Here is a 20,783-nt window from a genome sequence, read left to right as displayed (position 1 = left end):
ACTGCTCGTCAGGTTGAGCTGGTAGCGAGTAAGTCCGCTGGGAGCTTTTTGAAGGATGGACGCTCGTTTTCGATATCGACGAAGATGGTATCGCCATCGCTGAATTCGCTGCGGAGGATTGCTTTAGCAATTTGGGTCTCGATCTGGCGCTGGATAATGCGCTTGAGCGGTCGAGCACCGTAGACGGGGTCGTAGCCCACTTCGGCAATAAAGTCTAAGGCGGCATCCGAGAGCTTGAGCGTCATCTTGCGTTCGGCTAGCCTTTGCTCCAGGCGTTTTACCTGGAGTTTGACAATGCGACGCAACTCTTCGCGACGGAGAGCGTGGAAGATGATGATTTCGTCGATGCGGTTGAGGAACTCGGGACGGAAACTGCTTTGCATGGCTTCCATCACGCGAGAGCGCATTTCCTCGTATTTGGAGTCATCGCCTGCGATATCGAGGATATATTGGGAGCCAATATTACTGGTCATAATAATGACAGCATTCTTGAAGTCCACCGTCCGTCCTTGGGAATCAGTTACCCGACCGTCGTCGAGGATTTGCAGCAGGATGTTAAAAACATCGGGATGGGCTTTTTCGATTTCGTCAAACAGAATTACGGCATAGGGACGGCGGCGAATTGCTTCGGTGAGTTGGCCGCCTTCTTCGTAGCCCACATAGCCGGGAGGTGCACCAACCAGGCGCGAAACGCTGTGTTTTTCCATGTATTCAGACATGTCAATGCGTACCATTGCCTCTTCGGTGTCGAACATGTAGGCGGCAAGGGCTTTGGCTAGCTCAGTTTTACCAACCCCCGTAGGGCCGAGGAAGATAAAGCTGGCGATCGGGCGATTGGGATCGGCCAGTCCGGCGCGCGATCGCTGGATAGCATCGGCAACGGCAGTGACGGCTTCGGATTGACCGACAACGCGCTTGTGGAGTTCTGCTTCCAGGTACAGGAGTTTTTCTTTTTCAGATTCCACCAACTTGCTGACGGGGATGCCCGTCCACTTGGCAATAATTTCCGCAATATCTTCTTCGCTGACTTCTTCGCGCAGGAGCGATCGCCCCGTGGTTTGAGCCTCGCTCAGTCGGGTTTCAGACTCTTGCAGTTGGCGTTGCAGGTCGGTGAGCTTACCATACTTTAGCTCGGCAGCGCGGTTGAGATCGTAGTCCCGTTCTGCCTGCTGGATTTCTAGGTTAACGCGGTCGATATCCTCCTTGAGTTTGCGGATACTGTCGATTACCTCTTTCTCGGACTGCCATTGCGCTGTGAGCGTAGACTGGTCGTTTTTTAGATCTGCTAGCTCTTTGCTTAAACGTTCGCGACGTTCTTTAGATTCGGGATCGGTTTCCTTTTTCAGAGACAGTCGCTCCATCTCCAGTTGCAGGATTTTGCGATCGATTTCGTCCAGTTCCTCCGGCTTGGAGGTAATTTCCATTTTCAACTTGGCAGCGGCTTCGTCCACCAGGTCGATCGCTTTATCTGGTAAAAAGCGATCGCTGATATAGCGATTGGATAGCGTGGCAGCAGCAACCAGGGCACTATCGGAGATCTTGACACCGTGGTGAACTTCGTAGCGCTCTTTGAGACCGCGCAAAATCGAGATCGTATCTTCAATACCAGGTTGATCGATGTAGACCTGCTGGAAGCGGCGTTCCAGGGCGGCATCTTTTTCAATGTATTTGCGGTATTCGTCAAGGGTAGTGGCACCGATGCAGCGCAGTTCTCCCCTCGCCAGCATGGGCTTGAGCAGGTTACCCGCATCCATCGCACCTTGTGTTGCCCCCGCCCCCACGACCGTGTGTATTTCATCGATGAATAAAATTATTCGCCCCTGGGATTCCGTCACTTCCTTTAAAACGGCTTTGAGGCGTTCCTCAAATTCCCCTCTATATTTGGCACCGGCGATCAGGGCACCCATATCGAGGGCAATCAGCCTGCGCTCGCGCAGCGACTCAGGCACGTCGCCGTTGAGAATACGTTGGGCTAGACCTTCGGCGATCGCGGTTTTACCAACGCCGGGTTCGCCAATCAGAACGGGATTGTTTTTGGTGCGGCGCGATAGGATCTGGATAGTGCGACGAATTTCCTCATCGCGACCGATGACGGGATCGAGGCGACCTGCCTTAGCAAGCTCAGTTAAATCTCGCCCGTACTTCTCCAGGGCTTCATATTTTTGTTCGGGTGTTTGATCTGTCACTTTTTGGCTGCCTCGAATTTGTTCGATAATTTTACGGAGATTGTTGCCATCTAATCCCATCTCTTGGAATAATGCCTTCCCAAAGCGATCGTCCTTGATATAGCCCAGGATTAAGTGCTCGATCGAGATAAAGTCATCGCCAAACGCTTTACGTTCCTGTTCGGCTCGATCTAAAAGGCTATCTAAGCTGTGTCCTAGGTATACAGATGTGTTGCTACCCGAAACTTTGGCCTGGCGGTTGACAAACTCATCTGTGCGCTCTCTAATGCGCTGTACGCTGACACCAGCCTTGTTAAAAATGCTAGTAGCAAGTCCTTCTTCTTCAAGTAGGGCTTTTAGTAAATGCTCGCTTTCAATTTGTTGCTGCTGGGCTGCCTTGACTACTTCTGGCGTGCGCACGATCGCCGCCCAGGCTTTCTCGGTGAATTGATTGGGGTTGGTTGGCTGCATACCCTCATCCTCATGTCTCTATGCTGGATTGATGACTATTTTATGGTCGTTTCTGATTTGCCAGAGGGCGGTTCTACTTAACACTGAAGTGCGTGTTTCCGTACAAAAGCTCCTGGATAGTGATTCCAAGCCTAAAGCGATCGCTCCAGAATTTTAATAATATCTAAACAATTAATGTGTTAAAACTAACAGCCAATTGTGCAAGCTTGCTTGACCAGGTAGAGATTGACCTTGTATGCCTTGAGACAAGGTAAGATTTGCATTTATCCAGGGAAATTGAGTATATTTACTTAAATTGCGTGACTACTCTAGCAATTATGAAGAAATAATTAAGCGATCCCCACATTTTGCAAATTTCAGTAAGAATAGAATCATTGAATCGAGGCCAGCTTATATAAAGGTCTTGACTATAAAATTAAATTTAAAAAACTTTTAAAATGAATAAAACCGGAAGCTATAGTTTCCGGTTTTATTCATTTGTACGAGGCGTTATCTTAAGATTTTCTTAATTATTTGATGGCAATATTGTTAAACTTTTGCAACGATCTCGACTGTAAATGCTAGACGTTGACACTGCGATCTCCGGCTATGCCCAAGGACACTTTCTGATGGCGGAGTCGGAAAATGAACCTTTAGCATGGTTTTATGCCTACGAACGCACGCTAATTCCCCTGGACGAGCGGTTTCGCTACCCGCGATCGCTGCAACGGGTTCTTAACCAGGCGCGGTTTAGCGTCAAAATTAACGCTGCGTTTAATAAGGTGGTTGACCTCTGCGCTAACCGGGAGACCACCTGGATTTCACCCGAACTAAAGCAGGTTTATCGCGACCTAAATCAAGCTGGATGGGCACATAGCTTTGAAACATGGCAAGGTGAGGAGCTAGCTGGCGGGATATTAGGCATTGCGATTAATGGCATATTTATTGGCGAATCCATGTTCTATCGCATTCCTGAAGCCTCTAAGGTCGCAATGGTGAAGCTAGTACAACATTTAAGGGCAAGAGGCTATGTCCTATTTGATGCCCAACTAATGAACCCCCACCTGGCAAGGTTTGGAGCCTACGAAGTAGGAGATCGCGAATACCAACAACTTTTACAAATAGCCCTCAGCCAACCTTGTCGGTTTACTCCCTAACCCCATCCTCCTCCTCAGCCTGGATCAAATTTCTACATAGGTCACTTAACCTTATACGATAGATGTAAGGCCACCCACCATTTGCTTCTATATCTTGAAGTAAGTCAAATAAACCATGACGAGTATTAGGCAGAGCAGGTTGGAAAAGGTTTTCACAGATCTCATTGTGTAACTGCTCCAGGGTTCGCAAAATACCTAGCAGTTTCTGGGGGTCGCCTTCATACTTTTTTGCAAGCGATCGTAGTTGCTCCGACAAAGCGTTCAGCTCTAGGGAGTTGCGTTGCTCAAATTGCTCCAAAACAAGTGTCCTCGTGCGCGTTAAGATGATGATTGGAATTTTTATTCTCAGTCAGTCTATCGAGAAAATTTTAAAAATGGTTTATTTCAGCTTTCCTGGAAATTAATCAAGAGGTTAATCATGAATCATCGCTATTTTATTAGAGTTATTTTAGTCTTGTGTATCAGCCTATTCACACTTGCATTCGGAGGTAATGCGATCGCGGTTGAGCGCCACGACGGTCTTACCTACGACCAGGTTAGAGGTACGGGGTTGGCAAACCTTTGTCCTGAAATTGCAGGTAGCACTCGGGGGCGCGGTTTGATTCCGATGGAACCAGGCAAAACCGTGAAAATTACCGATTTATGCCTGCAACCAACGGAATTTTACGTCAAAGAAGAGTCAGCTAGTAAGCGTAAAGCTCCGGAATTTGTGCCTGCTAAGTTGGTAACTCGCAAGACTACTAGCCTTGACTATGTTCAAGCCGATGTTACCCTGCAATCAGATGGTAGCCTGACACTTGAGGAAAAAGAAGGTCTAGATTATCAACCCATCACCGTGCAAATGCCAGGTGGAGAACGCATTGCCATCTTATTTACCATCAAGGGATACAAAGCTAAGACTCAACCTGGCCTGAATGGCATCGGCACCTCTGCTAACTTTGAGGGCACAACCGATGTTCCTACTTATCGCGGCCCTAGCTTCATCGATCCTAAAGGACGCGGCTTATCAATCGGCTATGATGCCGCTGAAGCCCTACCAGCCAGACGCGATGAATTTGGGAAGAAGAGCGTAAAGGACGATACCACCTACAAGGGCGATATGTCTTTGCAAATTGCTAAATTAAGCAGCGAGACAGGAGAAATTGCTGGTACGTTTGAGTGCGAACAGTTCTCTGGCACCGATCTAGGCGCGGTCGAGCCCCATGAAGTCAAGATTCGTGGCGTTTTCTACGGCAAAGTAAGCTAGATACTCGGGAGATTTCTCATAGATCGATTTCCTGTAGGGGCAATCCCCCCTGTGGTTGCCCCGCCCCCGCGATTAATGCCCCTAAACCGTACAATCAATCGTTCTTGAATTTGCCGCACCCTATGCCTATGGGTGCGGCAAATTCAGTTTCATGGTTGGTCTTGCCAAGCTGAAACCGATCGCAGCACCTCAGGTATCTCATCGATGTGGTGTGGAAATTCTAGTGTGGTCTCGCTGAGAAAAAGATAGCCAGATTCCCGAAATGACATGAGCATTCTGGCGAGAGCCAGCCATACTTCAGATTCGAACTCCCAGTCGCGATCGCGCGACGCTCGTCCCGCAATTGACTTTAATGCCCAAAAATAGCTATTCCGCACAACTGCCCCCCCTTTTTTGTAGTTAGGCAGATCCTCGCGATCGATAAATAGTATTTCGTTTTCTAGTTTGACCCGCACGTTATCTACCAACTACGTCCGTTTACCTGGCGGCTGAGATGTTTGCCAACCGGAGCAGGATTAGCTGCTCCAGTAGCAAGAGGGATCGAGCGAGCCGAAGTTTTACTTGCTGATTTACTGGCGGCTTCCCTTTCATCGCGCAATACCATTTCTCGAATTATTCTAGCTAAAGCCCGTTGTGCCAATTGCGAGAGAACATTGCGTCCCATTTCCTGTGTTTCCGGCTTCATTAAAATGCGTCCCGCGATCGGTACGATATCGAGGGGTTGCAACTGCCGATCTTGCTGCAAAATCGACCAGATTGCAGCCAGGCGATCGAAGCTGGTATCAGTTGCTGGCTGGGATGCATTGCCTGGCTCTTTAGTATTAGCCATCTTCCTAAAGGATTTTGGCAGTCTTTGGGCAGTAGCGACTTCAATTCCCTTGACTAACTCGTCCACTAAGCGATCGCGCATATATTCACCGCGATCGGACAGCAAGAAGTCGGTAACCTGGTCGATGGTTTCGCGAAGATTATAGTCCTGGTTGGACTTGGCATTGCGGAGTAAATTTTCCAGACGAGTCCAGCGGAACGCGCCATCGCTAAAGAGCAAATCCTTAAGAGCATTACGCAATTCCGGCGAGCGATCGGTCAAAATGCGGTTGGCAACATAGGGATAGGCAAGACTCAAAACTTTGAAACTCGGATCGACTGCTAAGGCAATGCCTTCCAAAGTAACTAGCGATCTAATAATCAGCGCGTAGTAGGCTGGCACTTCAAAGGGATAGTCGTACATAATTTGGGAGAGTTGGTCGGTAATGTTTTTAAAGCTCATCTGCGCCACACCCACATCCAGCGATTCGTTAAATACCTTTGCCAGGGCAGGAGAGATCCCATCGAGATCGACACCAGGATCTAAAAATCCCAAACGCACGTAGTCCCTTGCCAAAGCCTCATAGTCCCGATTTACCAAATGTACGATGGACTCGATCAACCCATAGCGCTGGTCGGCTTCCACATGACTCATCATGCCAAAGTCAAGGTAAGCCAATTTGCCATCGTTCATGACCAGGAGGTTGCCAGGATGGGGGTCGGCGTGGAAAAAACCGCGATCCAGTAACTGGCGTAGCGAGCATTCCACGCCAACTCCAATTATTTCTCGACTATCAAAGCCCAGAGACCCGATCCTATCTAGATCCGTTAGCTTTACCCCATCCACCCATTCCATAGTCAGGACGCGCTTGGCGGTGAACTGCCAGTAGATTAACGGCACGTAAATTCCTGGTTGCTGGCTGTAAAATCGAGCAAACTTTTCCGCATTTTGCCCTTCATGGATATAGTCCATCTCCTCGAAAATGCGACTGGCAAACTGATCTAAGATCCCTACCAGGTTGCTACGAATAAATTTAAAATTTTGTTTTGCCCAGGCAGCTAGACCCCGCAAAACGTACATGTCCAGGGCAATACCTTCGGCAATATCCGGGCGCTGCACCTTAATCGCCACTTTTTCACCCGTATGCAATTTGCCCTTGTACACCTGTCCTAAAGATGCCGCTGCGATCGCGTTAGGAGAAATTTCGGCATAGATCTCAAGGGGATCGGCACCTAGCTCTTCGCGAATAAATTGAAAAGCGATTTCATTGGGGAAGGCTGGTAATTGATCTTGCAACTGGGCCAGTTCGTTCATATATACTGGCGGCAGAATGTCGGGACGAGTGGATAATGCCTGTCCGATCTTAATGAAAGCAGGCCCTAGTTTTGTGAGTAATTGCCTGATCTCTTGGGCGCGCTTTTGTGCCATTTGGGCCGATCGCCCCATCTTGGCATCCCACCACATCCTCAGGTACAGCATAAACATAGGGATAAAGATACCGAGACCCCGCCACCACACCCGCAAGGGCATGCGTCGATAGCGATCGGCAATGGCTTCGGCATCATAACGGTCGAGCTGCAATCCTGAACTTGGGGCAATGGGCATAGAATTCGCAAGTAAATTTACAGAATATTTTAACTATCACTGGATAGCTACAACTTGTATCGCGGGATATACGTGGTTAGGATGAAGGTTATATCTGCCTGCATAGGTAAAAATTCCGTTAAATAGCCTAATGCTATATGAAATAAAACCGCTAGCAAGTGGGTAAGTTGTTTGCATCAGAATATTCGTCAATTATGTTCTAATAGCGAAGTTCTGATTTCTACAATTCTGGTTGCATGTCGGGGGCATGAGATCGGGCATTCGATGCAGGGGTAATTATATGAACGCAAAATTTGGGCAGTCAAAATTTAGGCAGATGTTTCTGGTGTATATGCTCGACCATCTCCGCCAAAAGCGGGCAAAGTCTGGTTTAGGTGGGTTTACGCTGATCGAACTGCTGGTCGTAATTATTATTATTGGTATTCTGGCGGCGATCGCTCTGCCTAGTTTTTTGAATCAAACTACTAAAGCCAGACAAGCAGAAGCTAAAGCCTATGTGGGAGCGCTCAACAAAGGTCAGCACGCCTACTACTCAGAAAAACTGATTTTCACCGATGATATTAATAAACTGGGCGTAGGGCTATCATCCCAAACGCAAAACTACCAGTATGCTTCAGAAGGCGATCCGGCACTACTCACGACCAGAATCACGAATAAAGCCACCGCCCAAAAAGTAGCCGTCAGATCCTATGCAGGGGTTGTGGTGATGGTAACCGCTGCTAATGAATCCCTAATAAAATATAAAATATGTACGGCAAATAGTACTGGCAATGCCCCTATAGGTAACGGTGATATCGATATCCCCACAAACGAGCCACAATGTCCGGCTAGCTTCTCTGATGATGCCCAATAAGAGCAATCTACCTAGAATCGCTACATTTCGATAAGATGCTCTAGGTATCTTTAGTTTATCTATAGTCATGGCGCGATCGCCCCGAGGATTTGGCAAAACATCAACGGTCGTTAGTTTGTGCGCGATCGTCAAAAATGAATCGCACCGCATTGCCGATTGCCTGGATAGCGTGCGAGGTTTTGTGGACGAAGCGATCGTTGTCGATACTGGCTCTACTGACGATACGGTAATGATTGCCAAGCAACGTGGGGCAAGGGTATTTCAATTTGACTGGTGCGATGACTTTGCTACTGCACGTAACTACTCCCTTCAACAAGCTTCTGGCGATTGGATTTTAGTTCTGGATGCGGATGAGAAACTAGAACCATCTGCAAAAATTAAACTCAAGCAGCTAGTTAAACAGAGGGACTGTCTATCTGCAAATCTGCTCAGACAAGAGATCGAGGCGAAGCAATCCCCCTATTCTCTCGTATCGCGCTTCTTTAGAAGACGAGCGGATATTTACTTTAGCGGTTACTACCACGAATCCATTGACGATAGTATTAGCAAAATTAGGCAGCAGTCTCCCCACTGGCAGGTTTATGAAGTCTCGGGTGTAAGCATCCAACACTATGGCTATCAAAGTAGCGAAATCGACATGAAGGGGAAGCAAAATCTGGCAAAGCGCTTAATGCAAAAACACTTAGCCGAATTTCCCAGCGATGCCTATATGCACAGCAAGCTAGGTGCTTTATATGTGGAAAGTGGGGAACCCAGCCGAGGGTTGGATTTAATCCAACAGGGCATAGCTATCCTGAACCAATCCAGTGATGCCAATCCCCATGTGCAATTTGAGTTGTTTTATCATGCCGCGATCGCGCGCAGCCACCAGGGCGAGTGGCAAATAGCAGAAAATTGTTACCAGCAGGCTTTAGTTCTGGATGTCCCCGATCTTGTTAAGTTGCCTGCCCTTAATAACTTAGGGAATCTTTGGCAAGCCCAGGGGAAATACGAGCAAGCGATCGCTGCCTATCAGCGAGTAACCCAAATAGCCCCTGATTTTGCTAAGGGATTTTACAACCTCGGTATTGCTCTAAAGTCTTCAGGCCAACTGCGATCGGCAACTTCAGCCTATCGGCAAGCGATCGCGCTCGATCCCGAGTATGCTGATGCCCATCAAAATCTTGGTGTAACTCTACTCAAGCTGGGACAAATGCAAGAAGCGATCGCTGCGTTCGTGCAAGCAATTGCGTTGCACGAACGCCAAAATAATTCCAACCGCGCCCAGATAATACGAGATGGCATGAGGGATTTAGGTTTAAAATATTAACAAACACTTTGGGAAGTAATGTATGGCGGTTAAGAAGCAATTTGCAAGTTTTGAAGAGTTGATTCAAGGATCGGAGCTACCGCTTTTAGTTGATTTCTATGCCCCATGGTGCGGGCCTTGCCAAATTATGGCAGGAATCCTGGAGCAAGTCAGCCCTAAAGTGCAGGATAAAGCTCAGATTGTCAAAATTAACACGGATAACTATCCTGCCCTCGCCACTGAATATAGAATTAGCGCCTTACCCACGATGGTAATCTTCAAAAATGGTCAGCCCGTCGATCGCATTGAAGGGGTTTTAACCGCCGACCAGTTATACGATCGCTTGAATGCTTGGGTGTAGAGTTTGTTCAGGGATCGAATTGCACTTTTAACAGCGAGACATCATCTCTAAATCGCGAGCTACCATTAGCCTGCTGCACGTAATTTACTACCCGTTCGACTCCACTAACGTTGGGATCGCTGGCATCCTCTGACATTAATTCGATCAGACGGTTAATTCCCCATAGTTTCCCATCACTCTGCTTGATTTCATAGATACCGTCGCTAAAGATGTATAGCTTGCTGCCGGGCGGGATGTGGCATTCTGCGCTCAAAAATTCCGTCCTCAAGAAAAACCCGACAGGCATACTTAGTGAATCTAATTTCTGAACCCGATCGCTACCATTCATGTCTTTTGAAATTAATATGGCAGGAGAATGACCGGCATTGGCATACACGAGACGGCGATCGGCTTGATGATAAACTCCGTACCACATCGAGAAATATCTATTACCCTGCTGAGTCATTTGAAATGCCTGATTGAGTTCTTTCATCACCGCGCTAGGATTGCCAAAGTCCAAGGTTTGCGATTTGGAACGCAATAAATTCAAAACCGAGATCGATAGCAATGCGGCACCAACGCCGTGACCTGATGTGTCCAACAGATAAATGACCATTCGATTTTCATCTAGCCAGTAGTAGTCAAAACAGTCACCTCCTAACCGACTGGATGGAATAAATGCCGAGTCAATTTTAACGGTCGAGCTTAAGGGCTTGGGTAGAAGCGATCGCACGTATTCTGCAGCTTCGTTGAGTTCGGATTCCAACAGTCGTTTCTGTTTCTCCACTAATTGTTTCTGCTCGCGCAGATCTTGATTTAACTGATACAAACGCAGTCCTGCCCGGACTCTAGCTGTAAGTTCTGTAAATTCAATCGGCTTAGACAGAAAATCATCAGCACCATTGTCCAGTCCTCTGACACGATCTTTGACATCGCTACGCGCAGTCAAAAGAATAAAGAAAGTAGTCGATAAGCTCTCGTTCTGTTTGATTTGACGACAGACTTCCAGTCCATCAGTTCCTGGCATCATCCAGTCGCAGATAATTAGGGCGGGGTGGTGCGCGATCGCCTGCTCTATACCCTCCTCTCCATTTTTGGCGACAACCACCTCATAGCCTTGTTCCACCAAAGCTTTCTTTAAAACCATCTGAACTATGACATCGTCATCCACAATTAGAATTTTAGACATACTATCGTATAGTGCTTTTCAATTGAGAACGTGTTTTATTGATGGGGTGAAGGGGTTCCACACGGCAGTGGCTCTAGCGGGAACCCCCCAAGACCTCCCTGCCTCGCCTTCTTGGGGGCGTTGTCCCCAAACCCCCTACCTCTTCCGATCTGAAAACCGCTATACTTAAAACGGTAATTTTTGGAATAGCTCCGATACAGGTAGGCTAAAGCCAGGGATGACGTTTTTGCCATCAAGACAGTCGCCAGATTTCAGCAGACAATCTGGTTCTTGGGCAGAAAGATAGACCAGAACGTAATGTTCGCTCGGATGGATGACCCAAACTAGACGAGTCCCATTTTCGAAGTATTCCACTAGCTTGTCATGAATTTCCTCAACTGTATTGTTAGGAGAGAGAACTTCTATTGCCAGATCGGGGGAACCTTCCAAAAATCCAGTTGGTAATTCCTCAAGTCCTTCTAAACGTTCTTTGGCAAAAAAAGAAATATCAGGAGAGCGCTTGTTACCGTTTTTCATCTTGAATGCCGTGCTGGAGTCTAAGACTACACCTAATTGTTGGGGTAACGTGTAATTCATCAAAGCCATAATCAAAAGGCTACAAAGGTAGCCGTGCTTTGCGCCGGAATTTCCCATTTCAATTATTTCTCCGTTCACGAGTTCGTAGCGACGATCGCTTTGGCTGAGCGCCATAAACTCTTCATCTGTCCATATCTTCTTGCTCGACCGATCTGAAGTTGTTGCGGTTGCAGTTTTGGCGATCGCAGACATGGCGTTTCTCCTAATGCGACAGTTTATGAAATTGCTAAATCTTTGAGCTTAGGGCGAAGTATTTCCAATGCTTTACCGCGGTGACTGATTTCTGCCTTGAGCTGAGGCGACATTTGGGCAAAAGTCAAATTGTACTGAGCTACATAGAATATAGGATCGTAACCAAATCCTCGATCGCCAGCGGGAGCATAGAGGATCTCACCTTTACAGATACCAACGGCATCGATTGCGATTTTGCCATCAGGTGATGCGATCGCGATCGCGCAGACAAACTGTGCCTCTCGTTGCGTCCGATCTCCCAACTCCGCCAGAATACGAGCGATGCGCTCTCGATCGTTTTTGCCATACCGAGCAGAAAATACACCTGGAGCGCCATTGAGTGCGGCGACTTCCAGGCCGGAATCATCCGCAAGCGCCCACTCCTGCGTGGCGATCGCCACTTGAGAAGCCTTTAAATAGGCATTTTCAATAAACGTCGCGCCAGTCTCCTCCACCTCAATTTCATCGGGTTTAGGTAATAAACTAAAGCCCAAACCATTGAGGTAATCCTTAAATTCCTCTACTTTGCCGCGATTACCGCTAGCAATCACCAAATTTTTTATTTTTACTTCTTTTAATGTCATACAAGGTTAGCTATCAGCTTTTAGCTATCAGCTTTTAGCTTTTAATGCATGAATAGCTTCGGACTGTTATATATTCGTACTGCTATATATTGTAGGCAGATAAGTACTTAGCCACAAACTTTTGCCCTGCTTCCACCAGGATCGCGGCCTCATCTATGGATGCATTTAGTGCAATTATCGGCCAATCGCAGGCAATCGCTCTGTTGAGAGCGGCGATCGCCCGCGATCACATAGCACCTGGCTACCTATTTGTGGGGCCGTCCGGCACGGGTCGGTCTCTGGCCGCTCAAGCATTTACGCAAATGCTAGTTGCAGATCGCAGGTCAAGCGATTTCGTCTCGAATGCTTTCAGCCGCGTCAAAGCTCGCAACCATCCCGATGTTTTATGGGTAGAACCGACCTATCTCGATAAAGGCAAACTGCTAACGACCGCTGAAGCCGAAGCGGCTGGGCTAAAGCGCCGCGCCGCCCCCCAAATTCGCCTGGAACAAGTGCGGGAAGTGGCTGATTTTCTCAGTCGTCCGCCGCTCGAAAGCAAGCGATCGGTAGTAATTATCACCGAAGCTCAAACAATGGCAGAGCCAGCCGCAAATGCGCTGCTCAAAACGCTAGAAGAACCAGGTCAGGCCACAATTATCGCGATCGCTCCCGATCCAGGGTCGGTTTTACCCACCTTAGTTTCTCGCTGTCAGCGCATTCCCTTCTATCGCCTATCGCAGTCCGCTCTACAGCAAGTACTGCATCAAATTGGTCGAGATAATTTACCGGACTCAGTTATAACACTTGCCCAGGGTTCCCCAGGAGCAGCCATCTCCGCGATGGCACAATTTCAGAGTATATCGCCCGACTTGCTGGCAGCCGTGCAGCAGCCCCCCCAACGATCGCTTCAAGCCCTGGAATTAGCCAGGCAAATCGATCGAGAACTAGATGTCGAATCTCAAATTTGGTTGATCGACTACCTGCAAAACTATTACTGGCAGTCGAGTTTGCTATCTAAAACGGACAATTCCGCATTGTTACTGAATATGATGCAGAGCCTGGAAGCAGCAAGGCAACAACTAAACAGCTACGTGCAACCTCGTCTGGTATGGGAAATAACATTTTTGCAATATGCGTCGAATCTACGCGAATTTGCCGAGTAATAAAAGTTTAGGCTGGGTAATATAAAATTGTTCAAATATTTTCAGTCGCATACACCCATAGCAAAGTCTGCTATGGGTTTTTTCTATAGCAGTTAACTTTAGGTATAGCTGTCAACAGTCTTAGGACGGGGTGCAGGGGTTTCACCCCTGCGTGGGGGCGCAGCCCCCACACCCCCTGTCCTAACAGATCTGTCTATGGCTATAAATTACGCCCCCTGTATTAACCGAATCTGTCTACGGCTATGATTTAACATATGAAAAATTGAGGAGTAATGGCAATGACAACCAGGCGTAATGATAGTGCATTTCCGGTGGGCTACCACAAAGATCAAGACACGTATGTTGCGGGCATCACTAAGCGCGAATACTTTGCCATCATGATTATGCAAGGGCTGGCAACAGCCAACTTGCAATTTGAAGATGTCTACCAAAAAGCCAGGGCAGCCGTGTTTGAAGCTGATGCTTTAATTGAAATCCTTGACCAGGAGTAAACCGCACGATACTACTGTCCGGTGAGGAGCAGTCCTGATAGTTTAGAATCCCATTAGCCCTATTCCACTAGCAAGCATAGATTCTAATGACTACTAACCATACAACATTACCTATTTGTCAGTTAGGCAACCCTATACTGCGATCGCGCGCTAATCCCGTCACAAACGTCCTGGACGAATCCGTCCAGAGTTCGATCGAGCGATTAATGTCAGTTCTAAGTGCAAGCAATGGCGTTGGTATCGCTGCACCTCAGTTAGGGCGATCGCTACAAATTATCGTAGTTGCTTCCCGCCCCAATCCCAGGTACCCGCATGCTCCTTACATGGAGCCAGTGGTGATGATTAACCCCTGGCTGGAATCTTGCTCTAATGAACTAGTCAAAGATTGGGAGGGCTGCCTGTCAATTCCAGGCATTAGGGGCTTAGTGCCGAGATATCAAGCGATCGAGGTTGGGTATACTAATTGCCAAGGTCAAGTTGAGCATCGCCGATTTACCGATTTTATTGCCAGGGTATTCCAGCACGAATACGATCACTTGAGCGGTAAGGTCTTTTTAGATCGAGTCGAAAGTAGCCTGGAGATTGTTACTGAGGAGGAATATCTAAAGCTTGTTCAGACAAGTTAAATAATCTATACTCTCTCGGAAATTACAACAATATCTGGCTATTAGCTAATATCATGTTCCGAACACCAACATTATTTCATGGGCTTTTAAGATGACAGCACAAAAAATATTGGTGATTGATGACAGCATCATGATCCGCAAGACGGTCAAAAATATATTGGCAGGCATGTATGAAGTCCTAGAAGCTAATGATGGCAAAACGGGACTGGATATAGCTCGGCGCTCCAACCCAGATCTGATTTTGCTGGACTTTGTTATGCCAAAATACAACGGCTATCAGACACTGCAAGCGATACGTCGGTTTGACAATTTAAAAGATACGCCTGTCATCATGATTTCTGGCTTAAAGGAGCAGGTAGCCGAACACGTGCCCGAACCTTTTGTTGGGTTTGAATTCCTCGAGAAACCTTTTGAGGCAGATACTCTGATCGGCATGATCCAGCGGCTACTGCCGACCAAAGCTAGCCCAGCACCTGGCCCCAGCCTGGAGGAGGGGCAATTGGAAGGACAAAGTTCTTCACAAATGCTAATGGCTAAGCTCACAGCCACAGAGTCTATGTTGACCCAGGGTATCGAGCAACTCATTCAGAAAGAAGTAGTAGCGAGGGTAGTCGATCTGCACTCCATCATCCAAAAGCAAGAGAATACAATATCTCAATTGGATCAAAAAGTAGACAAACTAACGCGGCAGCTTGACTACCAAAGCAAGGGCATGATGGTTTTGTTAAAAGAAATTAGATCTTTGCAGGCAACCCTCGCCAGCAAGCAGTAATTAATATCCAAACTATTATGGCTGTACGAAAATATTACTAACCCACAGCAATTAGAAAACGTTTGTTAACTTCTTGCCAGTTAACTACATTCCACCATGCTTTTAAATAGTCAGCACGGCGGTTCTGGTAATTGAGGTAATAGGCATGTTCCCAAACATCATTACCCACGATCGGGAATTCTCCCACCATCAAAGGGCTATCCTGGTTGGGCGTACTGGTAACCTTGAGTCTACCTTCTCTGTCCATTACTAACCAAACCCAACCACTACCAAATACTTTGGCTCCCGCTTCGTTAAACTTTTCCTGAAAGGCGCTCAAACTACCAAAAGATTTGTTGATCGCTTTAGCCACATCGCCCGTTGGTTTACCTCCACTAGGACTCATAATCTCCCAAAACATGGAATGATTGATATGTCCGCCGCCGTTATTGCGAATAACCGTACGAATGGCTTCAGGGACGCTATTCAGGTTGCGAATCATGTCTTCGGCGCTCCTACCCTTGAGTTCGGGATATTTAGCCACCGCATCGTTTAAGTTTTTGACATAGGCAGCATGGTGCTTGTCATGGTGAAATTGCATGGTGCTCGTATCGATGTGAGGCTCCAGCGCAGCATAGTCATAGGGAAGGGGTGGCAGCTTAAAATCTGCGGCTGTCTCAGCTTTTTCCCCCAAGTCAGAGGCAGTATTGTCCGCCCCCGCCCAAGCCTGCTCGAACAAACCTAGCGGTAGGGTGCTGGAAAGTGCTAGTGTAGTGCCAACCCCTAAAAACATTAAGAAATCTCGGCGTTTCAGAGTCATAGATATTTAACAGTTATTACTAATTTCTAAGCTAGAATTATGACCTTTATGGAACGAATTGGAGGTTAAGAAAGATTTGCAACCTTATACTTCCACAACGCTACCATTTCTTAGATTGGAGATATAGCGGTTTTCAGATCGGTAAAGAGTAGGGGGTTTGGGGGCGTTGCCCCCAAGAAGGGGTGGAACCCCTTCACCCCAAAAATAAAACCCGTTCTCAAGTGAAAACTGCTATATAACCTTGGCTATCCCGATCCGACAGAGTCAGATTTTGCTGCCAAACGGCGAGTTTTTGTTAGGAGATGTCCTCCTGCGACAAGGCAAAATTGCGGCGATCTCCGATCGCATCGATGCCGCCTAGATCGCCTGGCTGCCGAAGGTGCGATCGCCTTCGACCGAGGAATGGTTAACGATGACGTACGGGGAACAGCCCTACAATTTGACTGAACACTTTAGGAATTTGCGATTAGGAGGAGACAAATGCGTAGTTTGCAAGCGTTTATATCTCTAGGGATAGCAACTCTATTGCTAAATGCATGTAGCAATGCAGAACCACCTCAGATCGTTACCTCTACTGCAACTCCAACCTCTGCTGTGCATAAAACGAGTACTGCCACCACCAGTCCTGCTAGCGCTCCTAAATTGGCCGCTCGGACTCCCACAACACCTATAAAAACCAAAATATTTCTTGATAAGCCCGTAACTACTCAAAATCCTGTCAGTAATGTGTCTGCTGTTTTACGACAAGCTGCCCCACCACCATACGGATTGATAGCAACTACTAGTAAAGCCAAACGACAGCAAGAACTGCTAGCACGAGTCAACGTGCAAACCAATCCCGATCGCGATCCCTTCTCCACTCTACCTGGCACAGTGGCGATTCCACCGCCACCGCCACCGCCACTAAAATTGCCCCCACTGGTGCCTCCGCAACCATTGGCCGTTAAGCCGCCTCGCCCCTACGTCCTACCTCAACCAGTACTCAAAGAAGCAGAGACAGTAAAAGTGACTGGCACAGTGGAAATTGCTGGTCGCCGCTATGCAATTGTATCGGTACCGGGCGATGTCACATCGCAATACGTGCGGGAGGGACAGCGCATTGCGGGCAATAAGGTATTAGTAAAGTATATTGAGACTGGCGGTACTCCCATGGTGATTCTGCAACAAAATGGAGTTGAGTTCGCTCGCTATATTAAGTAAGCAATCCTTAGACTAAAACAATCCCAATCTGAATTGTAAAATCTCTTTCCTAAAAACCGACCTCTAAACGCCGATCTCTATAGCGGTTTTCAGATGAAAACGAGAAGGGGGTTTGGAGGCGTTGCCCCCAAGAAGGGGTTCCACCCCTTCACCCCATCAATAAAACCCGTTCTCAATTGAAAAGTGCTATAACTCATAGCGAATAATTTCGTATCGCTGTATAAATTAATTGCAATCTCCATATTTAAGTACTAAAATTTAACAGTTTAGACTGTTCGTAAAGTAGCCAATATCTAACTGAAGTATTGGTTCGTAATTGGTAATAGAGGAGTGGTACGATGCGAGTTTTTTACTGGTCTGGCGTTCTAGTTACGACAACTGTTTTATTAAGTGCCTGTACTGTTGGTGAGAGTACTCCAACAGCAACCAGTTCACCTTCACCAGTTGCAGCATCTCCACCCGCTACAACTCCATCTCCTGCTACGTCAACTACTACCGCACCTAGTACTAGCAAGTCCGCTGTCAAAGTAACCCCTGACGCGGCGAAGAAGCCCCTGTTTAATAAAGCCTTTGTAGCTTCTCAAAATACTATTGCAGGCTTGATAAACACGACAGATAAACTGCAAAGACTGGATTTACTGAGTAAGAAAGTTAACGTTACAACTAATCGCCAGCGCGATCCTTTTGCCGTGCTGCCTGGCTCTCTTCCTCCCCTGCCGGTATTACCGAGCCAAACTAAACCGCAACTACCCAGTCCGGCACCTCGCGTACGTGTTGGCAAGCCACCTGTATTGCCACCACCCGATCCTACAGAAGCTAAGTCGATCAACGTAAGTGGCGTAATGGAGATGGATGGCACTCAGTATGCGATCGTCAACGTACCGGGCGAGCCTACACCCAGATACGTCAAGGTTGGACAACGTTTAGTCAACAACCAGGTCTTGGTTAAAAGGATTGAGACGGCAGGTACGCCAACAGTAATATTTCAGCAATTTAACGTCGAGGTACCTCGTCCAGTTGGTTTATTAGCTGTGGCTCCAAATGCGCCTGCTAATTCAGGGTTGGCCAATCCTAATGCCCCTACTCCCAATACTGGCACCACTGTTACCCCACCTACTGGAGTAATCTTACCGCCTGCGCCTAATGCAACTTCACCTGTCCTGCCCCAAGATACGGTCAATAGACCAATTGTGACACCCGCAGGTGTGCCACCCCTACCTGGCCTTGTTTTACCTCAACAACAATAGGGTTGGCTAGTTAGCAGCAAGCAAAAACTCAGGATGTCCTCTCAAGTAAGGTAAAGTATAGAGGGCATCCTTGTTTTTTTTGATTTCAAGCAATTCTTAAAAATACTTGAATATTTACTAGACAATCGTTGCCGATTTAGGTTATATTCGTTTACTGTGACTAAAAAGGAAACTGAGAGGTTTTTACTTCTTGTGTCCATGTCATAAATATAGCTGCTACTGCAAATGTGGCTTAGCTATTAAGCAAGTTTGAGTTTCTGAAGTTCTGGATCGCTCGGATCGTTAGTCTAACTTTACTAGCTTCATTCACCATCCATCAGAACCCTCTCAAAGCCTTCATCTAGAAGAAAGGGAAGTCTTTAACATGTCTGTCGGTATTCTCGGCACAAAGCTCGGTATGACTCAACTATTTGACAATGATGGCAATGCCGTCCCTGTCACAGTTGTTCAAGCTGGGCCATGCAAAATTACGCAAATCAAAACTGCAGCTAAGGAAGGCTATCAAGCCATTCAGCTTGGCTATGGCACGACTAGGGAAAAGCTGATCTCTAAACCAGAGATGGGTCACTTAAAGAAATCTGAAAGCGATCCTGTCAAGCACCTGAAAGAATATCGCGTGCCAGATGTTAGTAACTATCAACTCGGTCAGGTCTTAGATGTCAGTCAATTTAATGACGGACAGATTGTAGATGTAATTGGTACGGGTATTGGCAAAGGTTTTGCAGGTTATCAGAAGAGACATGGATTTAAACGCGGACCTATGGCTCACGGCTCTAAAAACCACCGTCTGCCTGGCTCCACTGGTGCGGGTACTACACCGGGTCGCGTTTACCCGGGTAAGCGGATGGCAGGCCGCCTGGGTGGAAAGCAAATCACCTGTCGCAAGCTGATGCTATTCCAGGTAGATGCAGAGAATAACCTGCTGCTAATCAAAGGTACAGTTCCTGGCAAACCGGGTGCTTTGTTAAGCATCGTTCCCGCCAAGGTTGTAGGTAAGGCGAATTAAGAGAGGATCGAGAAGGATATGCCTGTATTACAAGATTGGACAGGAAAACAGATTGGTGAAGTCAGTCTAGATTTGCGCGTTGCTAAAGAATCTAGTGCTGCTGATATCGTGCATCGCGCGCTGATACGCCAGCTTAACAATGCTCGTCAGGGTAATGCTTGTGCTAAAACCCGTGCCGAGGTGCGCGGTGGCGGTCGCAAGCCGTGGCGGCAGAAGGGTACTGGTCGAGCCAGGGCAGGATCGACGCGATCGCCGCTCTGGCGCGGTGGCGGTGTCATCTTTGGCCCCAAGCCCAGAGACTTTAATCTCAAGATGAATCGTAAAGAACGTCGTCTAGCTCTGTGTACGGCTTTGCACGGTCGTTTGGACGATGCGGTCGTAGTTGCAGATTTTGCTGCCGAACTACCTCAACCCAAAACCAAGGAACTGTTTGCAGCTCTAGGTCGCTGGGGCGTAACCCCAGATCGGAAAGTTTTGTTGATTGTGGCTGAGAAAGCGGAAAATATCTACCTTTCAGCTCGTAATATAGCTAATTTGGTATTAATTACAGCCGATCAGCTTAACGTTTTTGACCTGGTGACGGCGGACAAGCTAGTGATTACAGCGCCCGCTTTAGAGAAGATTCAAGCAGTCTACGGAACGCAGCAGTAGGGAGAACGAGCAGCATGGCTAAGATACCAACAGAATTTAACCAACGTCGTCTTGCCGATGTCCTAAGACGACCCTTGGTGAATGAAAAAGCAACAGCTTTATTAGAGCAGAACAAATATACATTTGAAGTGCTTGAGAATGCTACCAAGCCTGAAGTGAAAGCAGCGGTTGAAGCTTTGTTTGACGTTAAGGTGCAAAAAGTAAATACCCATATTCTGCCTGCCAAATCCAGGCGGATTGGCAAATTTGCTGGCAAGCGCCCTCAATACAAGCGTGCCATCGTTACTCTCGCTCCGGGTAGCGAAATTAACCTCTTCCCTGAAGTTTAAAGTTCCTAGCCTGCTGTGAGCTTTTATC

Annotated in this window: 23 protein-coding genes; 15 read left to right on the top strand and 8 right to left on the bottom strand. The window is 47.4% G+C overall.

Translation table 11 applies throughout. From position 1 onward, the window contains the following. Positions 1-8: 8 nt before the first annotated feature. Complete coding sequence (gene clpB, locus PSE6802_RS0114010) at positions 9-2,636, bottom strand: ATP-dependent chaperone ClpB (protein WP_019500688.1); 2,628 nt, start codon at positions 2,634-2,636, stop codon at positions 9-11. A gap of 31 nt (positions 2,637-2,667) precedes the next feature. Here clpB and PSE6802_RS35360 point away from each other — a divergent pair, with 31 nt between their 5' ends. Both PSE6802_RS35360 and aat read left to right on the top strand, forming a co-directional pair. Next, on the top strand, positions 2,668-2,793 hold the full coding sequence (locus tag PSE6802_RS35360; RefSeq protein ID WP_263970349.1) for a hypothetical protein: 126 nt from the start codon (positions 2,668-2,670) through the stop codon (positions 2,791-2,793). Between the two features lie 400 nt (positions 2,794-3,193). Next, positions 3,194-3,772 (top strand): leucyl/phenylalanyl-tRNA--protein transferase, encoded by a 579-nt coding sequence (aat, locus tag PSE6802_RS0114005; RefSeq protein WP_019500687.1) that lies wholly within the window; start codon positions 3,194-3,196, stop codon positions 3,770-3,772. On the opposite strand, the gene PSE6802_RS34095 is transcribed toward aat, so the two are convergent. Next, positions 3,762-4,070, bottom strand: a complete 309-nt coding sequence (locus tag PSE6802_RS34095; RefSeq protein WP_019500686.1) for a hypothetical protein — start codon at positions 4,068-4,070, stop codon at positions 3,762-3,764. The genes aat and PSE6802_RS34095 overlap by 11 nt on opposite strands. Before the next feature lie 120 nt (positions 4,071-4,190). Between PSE6802_RS34095 and psbO the strand changes: the two genes are divergently transcribed. Then, complete coding sequence (gene psbO, locus PSE6802_RS0113995; protein ID WP_019500685.1) at positions 4,191-5,018, top strand: photosystem II manganese-stabilizing polypeptide; 828 nt, start codon at positions 4,191-4,193, stop codon at positions 5,016-5,018. A gap of 149 nt (positions 5,019-5,167) precedes the next feature. Here the strand turns inward: psbO and PSE6802_RS0113990 are convergent, their stop codons facing one another. Further along, positions 5,168-5,473 carry a hypothetical protein gene (locus tag PSE6802_RS0113990; RefSeq protein WP_026103301.1) on the bottom strand — a complete coding sequence of 102 codons (306 nt, stop codon included), beginning with the start codon at positions 5,471-5,473 and terminating at the stop codon, positions 5,168-5,170. Between the two features lie 5 nt (positions 5,474-5,478). Next, positions 5,479-7,431: an ABC1 kinase family protein gene (locus tag PSE6802_RS28980; RefSeq protein ID WP_019500683.1), complete on the bottom strand. Its 1,953-nt coding sequence runs from the start codon at positions 7,429-7,431 to the stop codon at positions 5,479-5,481. 280 nt (positions 7,432-7,711) lie between these two features. Between PSE6802_RS28980 and PSE6802_RS28975 the strand changes: the two genes are divergently transcribed. The 3 genes from PSE6802_RS28975 to trxA all read left to right on the top strand — a co-directional run bounded on the left by PSE6802_RS28975 (position 7,712) and on the right by trxA (position 9,933). Beyond that, on the top strand, positions 7,712-8,284 hold the full coding sequence (locus PSE6802_RS28975; protein ID WP_019500682.1) for a type IV pilin-like G/H family protein: 573 nt from the start codon (positions 7,712-7,714) through the stop codon (positions 8,282-8,284). Between the two features lie 67 nt (positions 8,285-8,351). Beyond that, a complete protein-coding gene (locus PSE6802_RS0113975) occupies positions 8,352-9,593 on the top strand; it encodes a tetratricopeptide repeat protein (protein WP_019500681.1) in 1,242 nt (413 codons plus the stop codon). Between the two features lie 22 nt (positions 9,594-9,615). Next, a complete protein-coding gene (gene trxA / locus PSE6802_RS0113970) occupies positions 9,616-9,933 on the top strand; it encodes a thioredoxin (protein WP_019500680.1) in 318 nt (105 codons plus the stop codon). 7 nt (positions 9,934-9,940) lie between these two features. On the opposite strand, the gene PSE6802_RS0113965 is transcribed toward trxA, so the two are convergent. The 3 genes from PSE6802_RS0113965 to rdgB all read right to left on the bottom strand — a co-directional run bounded on the left by PSE6802_RS0113965 (position 9,941) and on the right by rdgB (position 12,492). Continuing rightward, the gene (locus PSE6802_RS0113965; protein ID WP_019500679.1) at positions 9,941-11,101 is read right to left on the bottom strand and encodes a SpoIIE family protein phosphatase; all 1,161 of its coding nucleotides are present in this window, start codon (positions 11,099-11,101) and stop codon (positions 9,941-9,943) included. A 165-nt stretch (positions 11,102-11,266) separates the two neighbouring features. Next, entirely contained in the window at positions 11,267-11,869 is a 603-nt protein-coding gene (locus PSE6802_RS0113960; protein ID WP_019500678.1) for a Uma2 family endonuclease, read from the bottom strand. 23 nt (positions 11,870-11,892) lie between these two features. Next, entirely contained in the window at positions 11,893-12,492 is a 600-nt protein-coding gene (rdgB, locus tag PSE6802_RS0113955; protein WP_019500677.1) for an RdgB/HAM1 family non-canonical purine NTP pyrophosphatase, read from the bottom strand. A gap of 155 nt (positions 12,493-12,647) precedes the next feature. On the opposite strand from rdgB, the gene PSE6802_RS0113950 reads away from it, so the two are divergent. The 4 genes from PSE6802_RS0113950 (at position 12,648) to PSE6802_RS0113935 (ending at position 15,523) form a co-directional block, all read left to right on the top strand. Further along, positions 12,648-13,634 (top strand): DNA polymerase III subunit delta', encoded by a 987-nt coding sequence (locus PSE6802_RS0113950; RefSeq protein WP_019500676.1) that lies wholly within the window; start codon positions 12,648-12,650, stop codon positions 13,632-13,634. A gap of 278 nt (positions 13,635-13,912) precedes the next feature. Beyond that, positions 13,913-14,125, top strand: coding sequence for a hypothetical protein (locus tag PSE6802_RS0113945; protein WP_019500675.1), 213 nt, complete (start codon positions 13,913-13,915; stop codon positions 14,123-14,125). Positions 14,126-14,211: 86 nt separating this feature from the next. Next, entirely contained in the window at positions 14,212-14,751 is a 540-nt protein-coding gene (gene def, locus PSE6802_RS0113940; protein ID WP_019500674.1) for a peptide deformylase, read from the top strand. Positions 14,752-14,842: 91 nt separating this feature from the next. Beyond that, the gene (locus PSE6802_RS0113935) at positions 14,843-15,523 is read left to right on the top strand and encodes a response regulator (protein WP_019500673.1); all 681 of its coding nucleotides are present in this window, start codon (positions 14,843-14,845) and stop codon (positions 15,521-15,523) included. Between the two features lie 37 nt (positions 15,524-15,560). On the opposite strand, the gene PSE6802_RS0113930 is transcribed toward PSE6802_RS0113935, so the two are convergent. Further along, positions 15,561-16,322 (bottom strand): superoxide dismutase, encoded by a 762-nt coding sequence (locus PSE6802_RS0113930; RefSeq protein WP_019500672.1) that lies wholly within the window; start codon positions 16,320-16,322, stop codon positions 15,561-15,563. A gap of 480 nt (positions 16,323-16,802) precedes the next feature. Between PSE6802_RS0113930 and PSE6802_RS31110 the strand changes: the two genes are divergently transcribed. The 5 genes from PSE6802_RS31110 to PSE6802_RS0113900 all read left to right on the top strand — a co-directional run bounded on the left by PSE6802_RS31110 (position 16,803) and on the right by PSE6802_RS0113900 (position 20,755). Next, positions 16,803-17,522 carry a hypothetical protein gene (locus PSE6802_RS31110; protein ID WP_019500670.1) on the top strand — a complete coding sequence of 240 codons (720 nt, stop codon included), beginning with the start codon at positions 16,803-16,805 and terminating at the stop codon, positions 17,520-17,522. A gap of 338 nt (positions 17,523-17,860) precedes the next feature. Then, positions 17,861-18,769 carry a hypothetical protein gene (locus tag PSE6802_RS31105; RefSeq protein WP_019500669.1) on the top strand — a complete coding sequence of 303 codons (909 nt, stop codon included), beginning with the start codon at positions 17,861-17,863 and terminating at the stop codon, positions 18,767-18,769. Positions 18,770-19,133: 364 nt separating this feature from the next. After that, a complete protein-coding gene (rplC, locus tag PSE6802_RS0113910) occupies positions 19,134-19,775 on the top strand; it encodes a 50S ribosomal protein L3 (RefSeq protein WP_019500668.1) in 642 nt (213 codons plus the stop codon). 18 nt (positions 19,776-19,793) lie between these two features. Continuing rightward, complete coding sequence (gene rplD, locus PSE6802_RS0113905) at positions 19,794-20,426, top strand: 50S ribosomal protein L4 (RefSeq protein WP_019500667.1); 633 nt, start codon at positions 19,794-19,796, stop codon at positions 20,424-20,426. Positions 20,427-20,440: 14 nt separating this feature from the next. Beyond that, entirely contained in the window at positions 20,441-20,755 is a 315-nt protein-coding gene (locus tag PSE6802_RS0113900) for a 50S ribosomal protein L23 (RefSeq protein ID WP_019500666.1), read from the top strand. Positions 20,756-20,783: the final 28 nt, after the last annotated feature.

Source organism: Pseudanabaena sp. PCC 6802 (genome assembly GCF_000332175.1).
Lineage (GTDB): Bacteria > Cyanobacteriota > Cyanobacteriia > Pseudanabaenales > Pseudanabaenaceae > PCC-6802.
This window is presented reverse-complemented; position numbering and strand designations above follow the sequence as displayed.

Coding starts and splice junctions, on each gene's coding strand:
- PSE6802_RS0113900 (WP_019500666.1), top strand. CDS start 20,441: ATGGCTAAGATACCAACAGAATTTAACCAACGTCGTCTTGCCGATGTC.
- PSE6802_RS0113945 (WP_019500675.1), top strand. CDS start 13,913: ATGACAACCAGGCGTAATGATAGTGCATTTCCGGTGGGCTACCACAAA.
- rdgB (WP_019500677.1), bottom strand. CDS start 12,492: ATGACATTAAAAGAAGTAAAAATAAAAAATTTGGTGATTGCTAGCGGT.
- aat (WP_019500687.1), top strand. CDS start 3,194: ATGCTAGACGTTGACACTGCGATCTCCGGCTATGCCCAAGGACACTTT.
- rplD (WP_019500667.1), top strand. CDS start 19,794: ATGCCTGTATTACAAGATTGGACAGGAAAACAGATTGGTGAAGTCAGT.
- PSE6802_RS28975 (WP_019500682.1), top strand. CDS start 7,712: ATGAACGCAAAATTTGGGCAGTCAAAATTTAGGCAGATGTTTCTGGTG.
- def (WP_019500674.1), top strand. CDS start 14,212: ATGACTACTAACCATACAACATTACCTATTTGTCAGTTAGGCAACCCT.
- PSE6802_RS31105 (WP_019500669.1), top strand. CDS start 17,861: ATGCGAGTTTTTTACTGGTCTGGCGTTCTAGTTACGACAACTGTTTTA.
- PSE6802_RS0113975 (WP_019500681.1), top strand. CDS start 8,352: ATGGCGCGATCGCCCCGAGGATTTGGCAAAACATCAACGGTCGTTAGT.
- PSE6802_RS0113960 (WP_019500678.1), bottom strand. CDS start 11,869: ATGTCTGCGATCGCCAAAACTGCAACCGCAACAACTTCAGATCGGTCG.
- PSE6802_RS31110 (WP_019500670.1), top strand. CDS start 16,803: ATGCGTAGTTTGCAAGCGTTTATATCTCTAGGGATAGCAACTCTATTG.
- PSE6802_RS0113965 (WP_019500679.1), bottom strand. CDS start 11,101: ATGTCTAAAATTCTAATTGTGGATGACGATGTCATAGTTCAGATGGTT.
- clpB (WP_019500688.1), bottom strand. CDS start 2,636: ATGCAGCCAACCAACCCCAATCAATTCACCGAGAAAGCCTGGGCGGCG.
- rplC (WP_019500668.1), top strand. CDS start 19,134: ATGTCTGTCGGTATTCTCGGCACAAAGCTCGGTATGACTCAACTATTT.
- psbO (WP_019500685.1), top strand. CDS start 4,191: ATGAATCATCGCTATTTTATTAGAGTTATTTTAGTCTTGTGTATCAGC.
- PSE6802_RS28980 (WP_019500683.1), bottom strand. CDS start 7,431: ATGCCCATTGCCCCAAGTTCAGGATTGCAGCTCGACCGTTATGATGCC.
- PSE6802_RS0113935 (WP_019500673.1), top strand. CDS start 14,843: ATGACAGCACAAAAAATATTGGTGATTGATGACAGCATCATGATCCGC.
- PSE6802_RS0113930 (WP_019500672.1), bottom strand. CDS start 16,322: ATGACTCTGAAACGCCGAGATTTCTTAATGTTTTTAGGGGTTGGCACT.
- PSE6802_RS0113950 (WP_019500676.1), top strand. CDS start 12,648: ATGGATGCATTTAGTGCAATTATCGGCCAATCGCAGGCAATCGCTCTG.
- trxA (WP_019500680.1), top strand. CDS start 9,616: ATGGCGGTTAAGAAGCAATTTGCAAGTTTTGAAGAGTTGATTCAAGGA.
- PSE6802_RS35360 (WP_263970349.1), top strand. CDS start 2,668: ATGACTATTTTATGGTCGTTTCTGATTTGCCAGAGGGCGGTTCTACTT.